The 16130-nt window shown below is 72.9% G+C and carries 13 protein-coding genes; 11 read left to right on the top strand and 2 right to left on the bottom strand.

Features of this window, described 5'->3' with window-relative positions; all coding sequences use genetic code 11:
* Positions 1 to 54 precede the first annotated feature (54 nt).
* Positions 55 to 1068, bottom strand: coding sequence for a Gfo/Idh/MocA family protein (locus tag R2E43_RS07065; RefSeq protein WP_003972671.1), 1014 nt, complete (start codon positions 1066 to 1068; stop codon positions 55 to 57).
* A gap of 128 nt (positions 1069 to 1196) precedes the next feature.
* Here R2E43_RS07065 and R2E43_RS07060 point away from each other — a divergent pair, with 128 nt between their 5' ends.
* The 9 genes from R2E43_RS07060 (at position 1197) to scbB (ending at position 13302) form a co-directional block, all read left to right on the top strand.
* The gene (locus tag R2E43_RS07060; RefSeq protein ID WP_011030772.1) at positions 1197 to 1934 is read left to right on the top strand and encodes a myo-inositol degradation transcriptional regulator; all 738 of its coding nucleotides are present in this window, start codon (positions 1197 to 1199) and stop codon (positions 1932 to 1934) included.
* A gap of 228 nt (positions 1935 to 2162) precedes the next feature.
* The gene (locus R2E43_RS07055; RefSeq protein WP_136208369.1) at positions 2163 to 3167 is read left to right on the top strand and encodes a sugar ABC transporter substrate-binding protein; all 1005 of its coding nucleotides are present in this window, start codon (positions 2163 to 2165) and stop codon (positions 3165 to 3167) included.
* The gene (locus R2E43_RS07050; RefSeq protein ID WP_136208370.1) at positions 3164 to 4204 is read left to right on the top strand and encodes an ABC transporter permease; all 1041 of its coding nucleotides are present in this window, start codon (positions 3164 to 3166) and stop codon (positions 4202 to 4204) included. Before R2E43_RS07055 ends, R2E43_RS07050 begins: the two co-directional genes overlap by 4 nt.
* Entirely contained in the window at positions 4201 to 4992 is a 792-nt protein-coding gene (locus R2E43_RS07045; protein WP_011030774.1) for an ATP-binding cassette domain-containing protein, read from the top strand. The genes R2E43_RS07050 and R2E43_RS07045 overlap by 4 nt, the downstream gene beginning before the upstream one ends.
* Positions 4993 to 5107: 115 nt before the next feature.
* Entirely contained in the window at positions 5108 to 6256 is a 1149-nt protein-coding gene (locus R2E43_RS07040; RefSeq protein ID WP_011030775.1) for an ROK family glucokinase, read from the top strand.
* A complete protein-coding gene (locus R2E43_RS07035; RefSeq protein ID WP_319711186.1) occupies positions 6253 to 6834 on the top strand; it encodes a sugar kinase in 582 nt (193 codons plus the stop codon). The genes R2E43_RS07040 and R2E43_RS07035 overlap by 4 nt, the downstream gene beginning before the upstream one ends.
* Positions 6835 to 6991: 157 nt before the next feature.
* Positions 6992 to 9925 (top strand): DEAD/DEAH box helicase, encoded by a 2934-nt coding sequence (locus tag R2E43_RS07030; RefSeq protein ID WP_319711185.1) that lies wholly within the window; start codon positions 6992 to 6994, stop codon positions 9923 to 9925.
* Complete coding sequence (locus tag R2E43_RS07025) at positions 9922 to 12351, top strand: SWIM zinc finger family protein (RefSeq protein WP_332056027.1); 2430 nt, start codon at positions 9922 to 9924, stop codon at positions 12349 to 12351. The genes R2E43_RS07030 and R2E43_RS07025 overlap by 4 nt, the downstream gene beginning before the upstream one ends.
* A 162-nt stretch (positions 12352 to 12513) precedes the next feature.
* Entirely contained in the window at positions 12514 to 13302 is a 789-nt protein-coding gene (gene scbB, locus R2E43_RS07020) for an A-factor type gamma-butyrolactone 6-reductase ScbB (RefSeq protein WP_011030779.1), read from the top strand.
* A 115-nt stretch (positions 13303 to 13417) separates the two neighbouring features.
* Here the strand turns inward: scbB and R2E43_RS07015 are convergent, their stop codons facing one another.
* The gene (locus tag R2E43_RS07015) at positions 13418 to 14065 is read right to left on the bottom strand and encodes a ScbR family autoregulator-binding transcription factor (RefSeq protein ID WP_003972660.1); all 648 of its coding nucleotides are present in this window, start codon (positions 14063 to 14065) and stop codon (positions 13418 to 13420) included.
* 117 nt (positions 14066 to 14182) lie between these two features.
* On the opposite strand from R2E43_RS07015, the gene scbA reads away from it, so the two are divergent.
* Positions 14183 to 15127, top strand: a complete 945-nt coding sequence (scbA, locus tag R2E43_RS07010; protein ID WP_003972659.1) for a gamma-butyrolactone biosynthesis protein ScbA — start codon at positions 14183 to 14185, stop codon at positions 15125 to 15127.
* 115 nt (positions 15128 to 15242) lie between these two features.
* A complete protein-coding gene (gene scbC, locus R2E43_RS07005; RefSeq protein WP_011030780.1) occupies positions 15243 to 16097 on the top strand; it encodes a butenolide phosphate reductase ScbC in 855 nt (284 codons plus the stop codon).
* The last annotated feature ends 33 nt before the right edge of the window (positions 16098 to 16130 follow it).

The following is a 16130-nucleotide window of genomic DNA, read 5'->3' as shown; positions in this document are numbered from 1 at the left end:
ACGGGTACCGGGACGGCAACCCCTGAAGGCCGACGGGTACCAGGACGGCACGCCTCAAGACGTGAGCGTCTCGGGCACCTCCGCCAGCCGTACGGGTCTGCGCTCGCGGCGCGAGACGTCGCAGGCCTCCGCGATCCGCAGGGCCTGCAACGCCTCGCGCCCGTCGCACGGGTTGGCCCGCTCGCCGCGCACCACCTGCACGAAGGTGGTCAGCTCGGCCTCGTAGGCGGGTCCGAAGCGCTCTACGAAGCCGGTCCACGGCTTGTCCGCGGCCGGGGGCCCGGTCGGCTCGGTGGACGCGATCGGCGTACGGTCGTCCAGGCCCACGACGATCTGGTCCAGCTCCCCGGCCAGCTCCATGCGCACGTCGTACCCCGCCCCGTTCAGCCGCGCCGCGGTCGCCGTCGCCAGCGTCCCGTCGTCCAGCGTGAGCAGCACCGCGCCGGTGTCCACGTCGTCCGCCGCGCGGAACATCGGCGGACCGGCGTCGGACCCGGCGGCGTACACGTCGACGACCTCCCGCCCGGTCACCCAGCGCAGGACGTCGAAGTCGTGGATGAGCGTGTCCCGGTAGAGCCCGCCGGACTGCGGGAGGTAATCGGCCGGCGGCGGGGTCTGGTCGCTCGTCACCGCCCGGACGGTGTGCAGCCGGCCCAGCCGCCCGGACCGCACCGCCTCCCGGGCCCCGGTGTAGCCGGTGTCGAAGCGGCGCTGGAAGCCCATCTGGAGGACCGTCCCGGCGGCCTCCACCTCGGCGATCGCCTGTAACGTGCCCGGCAGGTCCAGGGCGATGGGCTTCTCGCAGAACACCGGGAGCCCCGAGCGGGCCGCCCGGCCGATCAGTTCGGCATGGGCCGGCGTCGCCGTGGTGATCACCACCGCGTCCACGCCCCACTGGAAGATCTCGTCCACCCCTGGTGCCGCCGTCTCGCCCAGCCGGTGGGCCAGCTCCTGCGCCCGCGCGATGTCGGCGTCCGTGAGGATCAGGGATCCGACGTCGCGGTGGCGGCTGAGCGTGTTGGCGTGAACGGTGCCGATGCGGCCCGTTCCGATGACCCCGATGCGCATGGAATCAAAGTGGGCTCACAGCCGCTTTCTGTCAATGCGTATGTCCGGACAATCGAACTGCGCAGCTTCCCGTCACCTCGGCACGGAGCTACGCTCGGCCCGTGCCGAAACCAGAAGTGGACCCGACCGTGTCGCTGGACCTCAGCGTGGATCGCAGCAGCCCGGTGCCGCTGTACTTCCAGCTGTCGCAGCAGCTGGAGGCGGCGATCGAGCACGGCGCGCTGACCCCCGGCAGCCTGCTGGGCAACGAGATCGAGCTGGCCGCGCGGCTCGGCCTGTCCCGGCCCACCGTCCGCCAGGCCATCCAGTCGCTCGTCGACAAGGGCCTGCTCGTGCGCCGCCGCGGCGTCGGCACCCAGGTCGTGCACAGCAAGGTCCGGCGCCCCCTGGAACTCAGCAGCCTCTACGACGACCTGGAGGCGGCGGGCCAGCGCCCCGCCACGAAGGTCCTGGTCAACACCGTCGTCCCGGCCACCGCGGAGATCGCCGCGGCGCTCGGCGTGGCCGAGGACAGCGAGGTGCACCGCATCGAGCGGCTGCGGCTGACGCACGGGGAACCGATGGCGTACCTGTGCAACTACCTGCCGCCCGGCCTCGTCGACCTGGACACCGGACAGCTGGAGGCCACCGGTCTCTACCGGCTGATGCGCGCCGCCGGGATCACCCTGCACAGCGCCCGGCAGTCCATCGGCGCCCGCGCCGCGACCTCCGGCGAGGCCGAGCGGCTCGGCGAGGACGCGGGCGCCCCGCTGCTCACCATGGAGCGCACCACCTTCGACGACACGGGACGCGCGGTCGAGTTCGGCACCCACACCTACCGGCCGTCCCGCTACTCCTTCGAGTTCCAGCTGCTCGTGCGGCCCTGAGCCCCGCGTCCGGCGACCGCGTCCGGCGGTCGCTCCCCGGCCGCTCCCACCGGCGGCCCCACCGTGCGGGTTCGTCGCAATGTCCGGACAATGTGACCGTCGGCCGATCCCCGGAGGCAAGCGCTCCGCTTGTGTGTCGGACAATGGGGCGTTTGGGGTTTCCAGACCCGGCCGGGGCCGGGCAGGCCCCGCACGCACAGCACGGCACAGCAAGAAGGGCACGGCCTCGTGGCACGGTTTCGGACATGGGTGGGCATCGCGCTGGCAGGGGCACTGTCGGTGTCCCTGGCCGGCTGCAGCAGTACCGGCGGCAAACGCGCCGAGGACGCCCGCAAGGCCGCGTCGGCCGAGGGCAGGGCGGCGGTGGACACCCCCCGCTGGACCTTCGCGATGATCACCCACTCGGGCGACGGCGACACCTTCTGGGACATCGTCCAGAGCGGCGCAGAGCAGGCCGCGGTCAAGGACAACATCAACTTCCTGTACTCCCACGACGCCGAGGCGCAGCAGCAGGCCCAGCTGGTGAACGCGGCCATCGACAAGAAGGTCGACGGCATCATCGTCACGCTCGCCAAGCCCGACGCGATGAAGTCCGCCCTCGCCCGAGCGCACAAGGCGGGCATCCCGGTGATCACGGTGAACTCCGGCTCCGAGGAGTCCAGGGAGTTCGGCGCCCTCACCCACGTCGGCCAGGACGAGACCATCGCGGGCGAGGCCGTGGGCGAGGAGCTGAACGAGCGGGGCCGCGAGCAGGCGGTCTGCGTGCTCCACGAGCAGGGCAACGTCGGCCACGAGCAGCGCTGCGACGGAGTGGAGAAGACCTTCGACGGCAAGGTCCAGCGGCTCTACGTCAACGGCACCAGCATGCCGGACGTGCAGTCCGCCATCGAGGCCAAGCTCCAGACCGACAAGTCCGTCGACGCCGTCGTCACGCTCGGCGCCCCCTACGCCGACACCGCGGTCAAGGCCAAGCAGGGCGCGGGAAGCAAGGCCGAGATCGACACGTTCGACCTCAACGCCAAGGTGGCCGCCGGACTGGCGGACGGCACCCTCGGCTTCGCCGTCGACCAGCAGCCCTACCTCCAGGGCTACGAGGCCGTCGACCTGCTCTGGCTGTACAAGTACAACGCCGACGTCCTCGGCGGCGGCCGTCCGGTGCTCACCGGGCCGCAGATCATCACCAAGGACGACGCCGCCGCGCTGGCCGACTACACGAAGCGGGGCACGCGATGAACGCCACGCAGGTGAAGGCGGTTGACGAAAGGATTCTGCAGACCTCTCGGCTGCGGAAACTCCTCGGCCGCCCCGAGCTGGGCTCCGTCGTCGGCGCGATCGCCGTCTTCGTCTTCTTCGCGTTCTTCGCCGACAGCTTCCTGCACGCCGCCAGCCTCAGCACGGTGCTCTACGCCGCCTCCACGATCGGCATCATGGCCGTCCCGGTGGCGCTGCTGATGATCGGCGGGGAGTTCGACCTGTCCGCGGGCGTCATGGTCACCTCCTCGGCGCTGGTGTCGTCGATGTTCAGCTACCAGATGACCGCCAACGTCTGGGTCGGCGTCGTCGTGTCGCTGCTGGTCACCCTGGCGATCGGCGCCTTCAACGGCTTCATGCTCACCCGCACCAAACTGCCCAGCTTCATCATCACGCTCGGCACGTTCCTCATGCTGACCGGCCTGAACCTGGGCTTCACCAAGCTCGTCGACGGCACCGTCTCCACCAAGTCGATCGCGGACATGGAGGGCTTCCCCTCCGCCCAGGACGTCTTCGCCTCCACGATCACGATCGGCGGCGTCGGCTTCAAGGTGACCATCCTGTGGTGGCTCGCCCTGGTCGCCGTCGCCAGCTGGATCCTGCTGCGCACCCGCGCGGGCAACTGGATCTTCGCGGTCGGCGGCAACAAGGACGCCGCCCGCGCGGTGGGCGTCCCGGTCGCCAAGACCAAGATCGGCCTCTACATGGGCGTCGGTTTCGGCGCCTGGATCTCCGGCCAGCACCTGCTCTTCTCCTACGACGTCGTCCAGTCCGGCGAGGGCGTCGGCAACGAGCTGATCTACATCATCGCGGCCGTCATCGGCGGCTGCCTGATCACCGGCGGCTACGGCAGCGCCGTCGGCTCGGCGGTCGGCGCGTTCATCTTCGGCATGACCAGCAAGGGCATCGTCTTCGCCGAGTGGAACCCGGACTGGTTCAAGTTCTTCCTCGGAGCGATGCTGCTCCTCGCGACCCTGCTCAACGCCTGGGTCCGCAAGCGCGCGGAGGCCACCAAGTGACGCGGAACGAAGACCGTACGGCGCTCGTCGAGCTGTCCGGCGTCAGCAAGAACTACGGCAACGTACGCGCGCTCGAAGGCGTGTCCCTGGAGGTCCACGCCGGCGAGATCACCTGCGTGCTCGGCGACAACGGCGCGGGCAAGTCCACCCTCATCAAGATCATCGCCGGGCTGCACCAGCACGACGGCGGCACGCTGAGCCTGGACGGCGAGGAGACCCGGCTCTCCTCCCCGCGCGAGGCCCTGGACCGCGGCATCGCCACCGTCTACCAGGACCTCGCCGTCGTCCCCCTCATGCCGGTCTGGCGCAACTTCTTCCTCGGCTCCGAGCCGCGCAAGGGCGTCGCCCCGTTCAAGCGCATGGACGTCGACCACATGCGCCGCACCACCCACGCGGAACTCCTGCGCATGGGCATCGACCTCCGTGACGTCGACCAGCCCATCGGCACCCTCTCCGGCGGCGAGCGCCAGTGCGTGGCGATCGCCCGCGCGGTGTACTTCGGCGCGAAGGTGCTCGTCCTGGACGAGCCGACGGCGGCATTGGGCGTGAAGCAGTCGGGTGTGGTCCTGAAATACGTGGCGGCGGCACGTGACCAGGGACTCGGTGTTGTGCTGATCACCCACAACCCACACCACGCGTACCTGGTGGGCGACCGCTTCGTCCTCCTGAAGAGGGGCACGATGGTCGCCAATCAGACGCGTGACGAGGTGACGCTGGACGAGCTGACCCAGCAGATGGCCGGTGGAACGGAGCTGGACGATCTACGTCATGAGCTGGAACGCGGGTAAGGGGCGCGGGGGACCGCACGACCAGCAACGACGTACTGGCACCCGGCAACGAACCGCTCCGCCCGCCCCCTGTCCATTCGGCACCCGGCACACCCGTGCGGCACAATCGCACCCGATGAGCACCTACCGCGACTTCACCGCCCCCATCGGCTCCCGCCGCGCCCCGGTCCTGCGCACCGTGGGCACGAGGGAACGCCGCTCGCACCTCACGGCACCCCGCGTGCCCACGGTCGGCATCGACATCGGCGGCACGAAGGTCATGGCGGGTGTCGTCGACGCCGACGGCAACATCCTGGAGAAGCTCCGCACGGAGACCCCGGACAAGTCCAAGAGCCCGAAGGTCGTCGAGGACACGATCGTCGAACTGGTCCTGGACCTCTCCGACCGGCACGACGTGCACGCCGTCGGGATCGGCGCGGCCGGCTGGGTCGACGCCGACCGCAACCGCGTCCTGTTCGCCCCCCACCTGTCCTGGCGCAACGAACCGCTGCGCGACCGCATCGCCGGCCGCCTCGCCGTGCCCGTCCTGGTGGACAACGACGCCAACACCGCCGCCTGGGCCGAGTGGCGCTTCGGCGCGGGCCGCGGCGAGGACCACCTCGTCATGATCACGCTCGGCACCGGCATCGGCGGCGCGATCCTCGAGGACGGCCAGGTCAAGCGGGGCAAGTACGGCGTCGCCGGCGAGTTCGGGCACATGCAGGTCGTCCCCGGCGGCCATCGCTGCCCGTGCGGCAACCGCGGCTGCTGGGAGCAGTACAGCTCCGGGAACGCCCTGGTCAGGGAGGCCCGGGAGCTGGCCGCCGCCGACTCCCCGGTGGCGTACGGGATCATCGAGCACGTCAAGGGCAGCATCGGCGACATCACCGGCCCGATGATCACCGAGCTGGCCCGCGAGGGCGACGCCATGTGCGTCGAGCTGCTCCAGGACATCGGACAGTGGCTCGGCGTCGGCATCGCGAACCTCGCCGCGGCCCTCGACCCGTCCTGCTTCGTGATCGGCGGCGGGGTCAGCGCCGCCGACGACCTGCTGATCGGCCCCGCGCGCGACGCCTTCAAGCGCCAGCTCACCGGCCGCGGCTACCGCCCCGAGGCCCGCATCGTCCGCGCCCAGCTCGGCCCCGAGGCCGGCATGGTGGGCGCCGCCGACCTGTCCCGGCTGGTCGCCCGCCGCTTCCGCCGGGCCAAGCGGCGCCGGGTGGAGCGGTACGAGCGCTACGAGCGGTACGCCGAGGCCCGCCGTGAGTCCCGGGAGTCGCTGTGACGGAGTCCCTGCCCCACCAGCCCGGCCCCCCGGAGCCGGCCGGCGCCGCTGCCGAGGGCCGCCGGCACATGATCCGCCGCCGGACGCTCACCCTGCTCATCATCGTGCTGCTCATCGGCGTCCCGGCCGGTTACCTGGTGATCTCCGCCAACCAGAGCCGCGACAGCGGCCGGGACAAGGAGGCGAAGTACGCGGCGACCGGTATGACCAGCGGCTGGCCCTCCAAGCTGCAACGCCGCATCTACGAGGTGCCCGTCCCGGTCCCGGCCGAAGAGGTCGCGTACTACGAGACGAACAACTGGAAGACCAGCCGGCTCTACGTCCAGTTCGAGACCACCGGTGCCGGTCTCGACGTCTTCCTGGCGGGGCTGGGCGTCGACCGGGACGCGCTGAGGAAGGGCAAGATCGCGATCAGTGACCGCGCCCAGCGGGTCACCGGCTGGCAGTTCGGCGGGTCCGGCTCCTGGTGGGGTGTCGTCAACGAGCAGAAGAATCCGGCGCCGACCCAGGACGTCGTCGTGAACATGGACAATCCCGACTACCCGATGGTGTACGTGGTCTCGCACACCGTTCCGTAGGGCCGTGCCCCCCGCCTTTGCCTTTGCCTTTGCCTTCGCCCGCCCCGCCCCGCCCCGTCCCAGGGACTGGTGGCAGGCCGTCGGAGCCGATTGTCAGACCCCGCCCGTAGAGTCGAAGACATCTGATCGGGTGGACGGGCGGGAGGTGACAGAACGTATGGGCGACATGGCCGTGACGGAGGCAGGGCGGGCCGGGGCGACGACGGCGTGCGTCCCCGTCGGGCTCGCGGCCGTCTTCCTGCCCGCACCACTCCCGCGCGAGGGACGGATCGCCTTCTGGAATCCCGACGGCGGGCCGGTAGACGCAGCAGAGGACTTCGGGGGAGCGGCCGCCGGGGACGGGCACGGGCACGGGGACGGCGAGCGGTCCGGCGGGCCGACGGAGCTGACCGTCGTGCGGCGGCACGGCGCCGGCGTGCGGCGCGGGACCGCGCCCGCGCTGTCGCTGCCGCTCGCCGAGGCGCTGCCCCACCTGGTGCGCGCCCGGCACGACCGGGCCGCCCACCCGGCCACCGCCTGCTGGGGCGCGGCGGCCCTGCACGCCCTGCGGCTCACCGCGCGCGGCCGCCTGCTGCCCGGCCTGACGCCGACCGGTCACGACGCCTGGCGGGCCGGGCCACTCGACCCCGACGACATCGCGCACCTGCGGGCCGTGGCCGCCGCCCTGCCGCCCGAGGGCCACGCGGTCCCCCTCGACGGCCCCGGACCGATCCGGCTGCCGGAGCCGGAAGCGCTGGTCCGCGCCTTCCTGGACGCGGTCGCCGACACCCTGCCCCGCACCCCGGCCGCGCCCCACGCCTCAGGACGGCCGTTCGCCGCGAGCGAGGCCCGGCGCCTGCCGGACGCCCACGACTGGGCCGCGGAGGTCGCCGCCGGCATGGACGCGGGCGTGCGCATCTCGCTCCGCCTGGACCTGTCGGCGTACGACCTGTTCGACCGGGAGGGGGAGGGAGCCCCCGGGAGCGGGAGCGGAGGCGTCGGCGCGCGCAACGCCGGCGCGGCCGTCGTCCAGGTGCACAGCCTCGCCGACCCCACCCTCGTCGCCGACGCGGCGGACCTGTGGTCGGGGACGGCGGACGCGGCGTTCGGTGCCCGCACGCGCGTGGACACCGCCCTGGCGGTGCGCCGCGCGGCGCGGGTCTGGCCGCCGCTGGACCGGCTCACCGACCAGGACGTGCCCGACGTACTCGCCCTGTCCGAGGAGGAGGTCACCGACTTGTTGGGAGTGGCGGCCGGCCGGCTGGCCGCCGCCGGGGTCGCCGTGCACTGGCCCCGCGACCTGGCCCAGGACCTCACCGCGACCGCGGTGATCAGGACCGCGCCCGGTTCGGCGACCGACGGCACGGGCTTCTTCGAGAGCGAGGACCTGCTCCAGTTCCGCTGGCAGCTCGCGATCGGCGGCGATCCGCTCACCGAGGCCGAGATGGACACCCTCGCGGAGGCCCACCGCCCGGTCGTCCGGCTCCGCGACCGCTGGGTGCTGGTCGACCCGGCGCTCGTCCGCCGGGCCCGCAAGCGCGACCTGGGCCTGCTCGACCCGGTCGACGCCCTCTCCGTCGCCCTCACCGGCAGCGCCGAGACCGACGGCGAGACGGTCGAGGTGGTGCCCGTCGGCGCGCTGGCCGCCCTGCGCGACCGGCTCACCGCGGGGGTGCGCCCCGCCGAAGCACCGCCCGGCCTGCACGCCACCCTGCGCGACTACCAGTTGCGCGGCCTGGCCTGGCTGGACCTCATGACCTCGCTCGGCCTCGGTGGCTGCCTCGCCGACGACATGGGCCTCGGCAAGACCGTCACCGTCATCGCCCTGCACCTCAGGCGCGCCCGCACCGAACCGACCCTGGTGGTCTGCCCCGCCTCCCTCCTGGGCAACTGGCAGCGGGAGATCAACCGGTTCGCGCCCGGAGTCCCGGTCCGGCGTTTCCACGGCCCCGACCGCACCCTCGACGACCTGACGGGCGGCTTCGTCCTCACCACCTACGGCACCATGCGGTCCGCCGCCACGACCCTGGCCGAGCAGCCCTGGGGCATGGTCGTCGCGGACGAGGCCCAGCACGTGAAGAACCCGTACTCGGCCACGGCGAAGGCCCTGCGCACCATCCCGTCCCCGGCGCGGGTGGCCCTGACCGGCACCCCGGTGGAGAACAACCTCTCCGAGCTGTGGGCGCTGCTCGACTGGACCACGCCCGGGCTGCTCGGCCCCCTGAAGTCCTTCCGAGCCCGGCACGCGCGCGCGGTGGAGAACGGCGAGGACGACCAGGCGGTGGAGCGCCTCGCCCGCCTCATCCGCCCCTTCCTCCTGCGCCGCAGGAAGTCCGACCCGGGCATCGTCCCCGAGCTGCCGCCGAAGACCGAGACGGACCACCCCGTCCCGCTCACCCGCGAGCAGGCCGCGCTGTACGAGGCGGTGGTGCGCGAGTCGATGCTCGCCATCGAGGAGGCCGAGGGCATCGGCCGCCGCGGCCTCGTCCTCAAGCTGCTGACCTCGCTCAAGCAGATCTGCGACCACCCCGCGCTGTTCCTGAAGGAGGAGCACCCGCCGGGCGGGACCGACCGGATGACCGCCCGCTCGGGCAAGCTCGCCCTGCTGGACGAGCTGCTGGACACGGTGCTCGCGGAGGACGGCTCGGTGCTGGTCTTCACGCAGTACGTCGGCATGGCCCGCCTCATCACTTCCCACCTGGCCGCCCGCGCGGTCCCGGTCGACCTCCTGCACGGCGGTACGCCGGTGCCGGAGCGCGAGCGGATGGTGGACCGTTTCCAGAGCGGGGCGACTCCGGTGCTCGTCCTGTCCCTGAAGGCCGCGGGCACCGGCCTGAACCTCACCCGCGCCGGCCACGTCGTGCACTTCGACCGCTGGTGGAACCCGGCCGTGGAGGAGCAGGCCACCGACCGCGCCTACCGCATCGGCCAGACCCAGCCGGTCCAGGTCCACCGGCTCATCACCGAGGGCACGGTCGAGGACCGCATCGCCGAGATGCTCCAGTCCAAGCGGGCCCTGGCCGACGCGATCCTCGGCTCCGGAGAGTCGGCCCTCACCGAACTGACGGCGCGTGAACTGTCCGACCTGGTGTCCCTGCGGAGGCCCTCGTGACCCCCCGGCCCGCGGACGAGGCCCGCCGCGCCCTGCGGGAGGCACGCGAGCGCGGCGAGGGTACGGGCGCGGACGCGCACCGTGGGCCGACGCCGACGCCGACGCCGACGCCGACGCCGACGTCTCCGCCACCGCCACCGCCACCGTCTCCGGCACCGTCGGAGACGGAGTCGGCACGGGGCCAGGACGGGCGCCAGGAAGATGACCAGGACGGGAAGCCGCCGGAGCACGACCGTCCGCGCCCCGGAGACGTCGCCCGGGCCGCGCTGCGCAGTGCGCTGACCGCGCGGCGGACGGGGGCGCACAGTCCCGCGGACCTTCCCGACGCACCTGACGCCCCGGGCGCCGCTGACACCTTGGAGACTGGTCCGGGTGACTCCCGGAAGCCGGGAGGGCGTGGAGAGGCGGCGGATTCGGGCGAGACGGCGTTCCGGCCCGACGCCATGACCGACCCGACCGCCTCCACCGACCCGACCGCCTCCACCGACCCGACCGCCTCCACCGACCCGACCGCCTCCACCGACCCGACCGCCTCCACGGACCCGGCCGTCCCCACCGGCCCGGCCGCCCCGGTTGACCCGACCGGTCCCACGGCCGCCCCCGCTGACCCGACCGGTCCCACAGACCCGACCGGCTCGCCCGTCCCGCTCGGTCCGCCCGTCGCGGCCGTTCCCGAGGAGGAGTCCCTCCCCGGCTCCGGTGACGCGGGCGGCGGCCGACCGGCGGATGTGGCGCGTGAGGCGTTGCGGGCGGCTCGTCGGCAGGCGAAGGCGGAGGCGGCGGCCGAGGGCGTCTCGGCCCAGGGCGCCGCGCCCGCGCGGTGGTCGTCCCGCCCGGCCGCTCGTCAGCGACCGGCGGGCGGTCCGGGCACCGCCGACGCGCGCGCCCGCGCCGTGCGGGACTTCGCCGCCGGCGCCTTCCGGCTGCCCCCGGAGGCGGACCAGGCCGAGGAGCCCCTGCCCGCCGGGGAGCAGGCCGGTACGTCCTCCGCCGAGGGCGGGGCGACGGCACACGCGGAGCCCGCCCCGTCGCCCGGCACGGCACACGCGGAGCCCGCCTCGTCGCCCGGCGCGGACACGGGGCAGTCCGTCTCGGCGGTGCGTGGCCGGGCCGTCTCCTCCGCACCGCCCGCGAAGGCCCGCGCGCCCCGCTCGATGGCCGCCCCGGACCGTGACGGCGACCTCCGGCGCACCTTTCCCGCGCTGCCGCCCCGGGAGGCCGCGGCGGAGGGCTTCGCCGCCACCTGGTGGGGGAACGCGTGGGTGACCGCGCTGGAGGAAGGCGCCCTGGACGCCGCCCGGCTGGAACGCGGGCGCGGATACGCCGAGCACGGGCACGTCGACGCCATCACCGTGACGCCCGGGCTGGTCCTCGCCTACGTGCGGGGCAGCCGCTCCCGGCCGTACCGCGTGCAGGTGCGGCTGCGCACGCTCGGCGACTCCGACTGGGACCGGTTCCTCGACGCCGCCGTCGAACGCCCCGGGCACATCGCGGCGCTGCTCGACGGGGAACTTCCCCACTCCCTGGCCGACCTGGCCGACCGCGGCGTCCCGCTGCTGCCCGGACCCGGCGACCTGGCCCCGCGGTGCAGCTGCCCCGACTCCGGGCACCCCTGCAAGCACGCCGCCGCCCTCTGCTACCAGACGGCACGTCTGCTCGACGCCGACCCCTTCGTCCTGCTGCTGCTCCGCGGCCGGGGCGAACGCGCGCTGCTCGACGCCCTGTCCCGGCGGAACGCGGCCCGCGAGGCACGCGCGGCCCAGGACCGCGGCCCCGGACCGCTGCCCGGCGTCCGGGCCGGCGCGGCGCTGACCCCGCGCGCCCTGCCGCGCCTCCCGGCGCCGTTGCCCGCGCCGCCGCACCCCGAACAGCCGCCGGCCTACCCGGCCGCCCCGGGCGGCCCCGACCCCTTCGCGCTGGACCAGCTGGCCACCGACGCGGCCGCCCGCGCCCACGCCCTCCTCACCACCGGACGCGACCCGGTCGGCGGACTGACGCTGTGGCAGGACGCCGTCCGGCTCGCCGCCGCGCGCCCCGGTTCCGGCCTCACCGCGGGTACCCGCGCGCTCTACGCGTCGCTCGCCTCGGCCGCCGGACGCGACACGGCGGAGCTGGCGCGGGCCGTCGCCGCCTGGCGGCAGGGCGGGTTGGCGGGTCTCGACGTCCTGGAGGAGCCCTGGGACCCGCCGGCCGGCCGTTTCGACCGCGCCCGCCCCCTGCTGCTCGCCGCCGACCTCCCCGCCTTCCGCCCCTGGCGCAACCGCCTCACCCACCCGCGCGGCCACGTCCAGCTCAGACTCGGCCGGACCGGGCTCTGGTACGCGTACGAGTCGGAGCCGGGCCGCGAGGACTGGTGGCCGCGTGGCACGCCCGACCTCGATCCGGTCGGTGCCCTGACCGGCCTGGGCGGTCCCGGCGACCCCTGACCCCTGACCGGCGCCGGTTCCCCGTGCGCGCCGCCCGATCTGGCCCCAGCCGTCCAACCGGGCCACTCCGGCCCCGTCTGACGCGGTCACAGGTAGGCTGTGACCGTCGATTCGAACGGCCGAGCGGCCGCCATGGGTCGCTCACGCACGGCGGGGGCTGATATGCGTGCACATGGGACGAGGTATGGAAGACCGCTGGAGGGCAAGACCGCCCTGGTGACCGGGGGAAGCCGGGGCATCGGACGCGGTATCGCCCTGCGGCTGGCCGCGGACGGGGCGCTCGTGGCAGTCCACTACGGCAGCAGCGAGGCGGCGGCGCGAGAGACCGTCGAGACCATCCGGAGCAGCGGCGGACAGGCGTTGGCCATCCGGGCCGAACTCGGCGTCGTGGGTGACGCGGCCGCGCTCTACGCGGCGTTCGACGCCGGGATGGGCGAATTCGGAGTGCCGCCCGAGTTCGACATCCTGGTGAACAACGCGGGCGTCAGCGGCTCGGGACGGATCACGGAAGTCACCGAGGAGGTCTTCGACCGACTGGTCGCCGTCAACGTCCGGGCACCGCTGTTCCTGGTCCAGCACGGACTGAAACGACTGCGCGACGGCGGGCGGATCATCAACATCTCGTCTGCCGCGACCCGGCGCGCGTTCCCCGAGTCCATCGGATACGCGATGACCAAGGGTGCGGTGGACACGCTCACGCTCGCCCTGGCCAGGCAACTGGGGGAACGGGGGATCACGGTCAACGCGGTGGCGCCGGGTTTCGTGGAGACGGACATGAACGCACGGCGGCGGCAGACCCCCGAGGCGGCCGCGGCACTGGCCGCCTACTCCGTGTTCAACCGCATCGGCAGACCCGACGACATCGCCGACGTGGTGGCCTTTCTGGCCTCCGACGACTCACGGTGGATCACCGGCCAGTACGTCGATGCCACAGGCGGAACGATTCTCTGACCCGCCACGCTTCGGTACGCAGGGCAGACCTACGGGCCCGCCGCCGGGCCCGTAGGCGGCCCCGGTCGGCCGCTCGGGCACGGCGGGTCGGTATCCGGTGCGGGCGCTTCGGCGGTCAGTCCTTCCCGGTCGGTGCCAGTTCGGCCGCGAGGCGTGCTCCGCGCTCCTCGGAGAGATCGAGCGCGGCCAGCACGGAGGGAACCGCGATGGCGGGCAGGATGTGCTTCTGCAGCAGCGCGTAGCGGTGTTCGAGGTCCTGGTAGTCGCTGACCGTCTGGGACACGACCTGTATCCCGGCGAACGTGCCCACGTAGAGATCGGCCGAGTCGGTGGTGACCACATGGGGCAGCAACTCACCGTTCTCCTTGGCCTGGTTCAGCAGCTTCAGGAGTGTCTCGTGCCAGCGACGGAAGGGTCCTCGGCGATCGAGACCGTGCGCCTGCTGGTCCATGGAGAGGCGCACGCCGGCCCGGGCCACGACGTTCGTGCGCAAGCGGTGACAGAACAACATGCCCATGTCGATGAGTTCTTGCAGCCGGAGGGGTTGCTCCGGAACGGCCTGTGGTGGTTCCTGGGCGTCGAAGACGCCCAGCGCCAGTTCTTCCTTGGACTGGAAGTGGAAGTAGAGGGCTCCCTTGGTCACCCCGGCCACCTTGAGGATCTCCGTGATCGTGGCAGCTTGGTAGCCCTGCTTCTCGAAGACCTGCGCCGCGGCGTCCAGGATCGTCTGCCGCGTGCGGATCGCCCGGTCCTGCTTGGCCATGCCTGCCTCCTTGTTCATGTCTCCCCCGGGAAGGATAGAAAAAAAACCGCTCAGTCTGTATCTTAACGTTCGCGCATACAGAACAGCTCGGCATCACATGATTCCTGGGGGGGACCCATGCCCGAAGCAGTAGTTTTGATCAATTCTGCGTCCGATGCCAACTCGATCGAACAAACCGCATTGCCGGTTCCGATGGCGCTTGTCCACCGGACCAGGGTGCAGGACGCGTTCCCGGTCAGCTGGATACCGAAGGGCGGTGACCGGTTCTCGGTCACCGCCGTCCTGCCCCACGACCACCCGTTCTTCGCACCGGTCCACGGGGACCGACACGATCCGCTGCTGATCGCCGAGACCCTGCGTCAGGCGGCGATGCTCGTCTTCCACGCCGGCTACGGCGTGCCGGTGGGCTACCACTTCCTGATGGCCACGCTGGACTACACCTGCCACCTCGACCACCTCGGCGTGTCGGGCGAGGTCGCGGAGCTGGAGGTGGAAGTGGCCTGTTCCCAGCTGAAGTTCCGCGGCGGGCAGCCCGTACAGGGACAGGTGGACTGGGCCGTGCGCCGCGCCGGACGGCTCGCTGCCACGGGGACTGCCACGACGCGCTTCACCAGTCCTCAAGTCTACCGGCGGATGCGCGGCGACTTCGCGACTCCCACCGCATCGGTGCCCGGGACCGCGCCCGTGCCCGCGGCGCGCGCCGGTCGCACCCGCGACGAGGACGTGGTCCTGTCGGCGAGTTCGCAGCAGGACACGTGGCGACTGCGGGTGGACACCAGTCACCCGACCCTCTTCCAGCGCCCCAACGACCACGTACCGGGCATGCTGCTGCTCGAGGCGGCACGGCAGGCGGCGTGCCTCGTGACCGGTCCGGCGCCCTTCGTGCCGTCGATCGGCGGCACCCGGTTCGTCCGGTACGCGGAGTTCGACAGCCCGTGCTGGATCCAGGCGACGGTCCGGCCGGGTCCGGCGGCGGGGCTGACCACCGTGCGGGTCACCGGGCATCAGGACGGCAGCCTCGTCTTCCTCACCACGCTGTCCGGCCCCGCGTTCTCCGGCTGAGCACCGGCCCCGGGGCGCGAACATCGCCGGTTCGCGCCCCGGGGCCAGATCCTGCCCTTCCCCTCATATGTATGTTCGGAGGCGCCCCTGCCTCGCTGCCCGAGAGGAGCCCCGAGTGATTCTTGTGACCGGCGTGACCGGTGTGGTCGGCCGTCAGGTCGCCCACCTGCTGGCCCGGACCGGTCCCGTCAGAGTCCTCGCCCGGCGGCCGGAACGGGTGACCGTCACCGGCCCGAACGTCGAGGTCTGCGCGGGCGAGTACGCCGACCGCCCGGGCCTGGACCGGGCCCTCAACGGGGTGCGGGCGGCGTTCCTCGTCACGAACAGTGCCACCGAGCCGGACGACGAGCGTTTCGCGGCGGCGGCGCGCGAGGCCGGCGTCCGGCACCTGGTGAAGCTGTCCATGCTCGCGGTGGGGGAACCGGGCGCGGACGACTTCATCACGCGGCGGCAGCGCGAGAACGAGCGGGCCGTACGCGAGTCCGGGCTCGACTGGACCTTCCTGCGGGCCAGGACCTTCATGTCCAACACGCTGTCCTGGGCGCCCGCCATCCGGTCCGACGGCGTGGTCCGCGCGCTGTACGGCACGTCCCCGGTTGCCTGCGTCGATCCGCGCGACATCGCGGAAGTGGCGGTCAGGGCACTGACCCGGCCCGGTCACGAGGGACGGGCGTACGCGCTGTCCGGGCCCGAGGCGATCACCGCCAGGCAGCAGACGGCGCGGCTCTCCGAGGTGCTGGGGCGCTCACTGCGTTTCGAGGAGCTGGGGCTGGAGGCGGCGCGCGAGCAGCTGCTCCGGAAGTATCCGAGGCCCGTCGCCGACGCGTTCCTGGAGAGCGCCGAGCGGCAGCGGGCGGGGGCCAAGGCGCAGGTCGTGCCGACCGTGCGGGAAGTGACGGGCCGGCCCGCCAGGCCGTTCCGCATCTGGGCGGCGGACCACGCGGAAGCCTTCGGCCGAAGCCAGGGGTGATCCGTCCGCGGACGTGGCCCTCCCATGGCGTCA

The sequence above is a fragment of the Streptomyces violaceoruber genome, assembly GCF_033406955.1.
Taxonomy (GTDB): Bacteria; Actinomycetota; Actinomycetes; order Streptomycetales; family Streptomycetaceae; genus Streptomyces; species Streptomyces violaceoruber.
The sequence above is the reverse complement of the archived record's forward strand: the minus strand, read 5'-3'. Positions and strand labels throughout refer to the sequence as shown.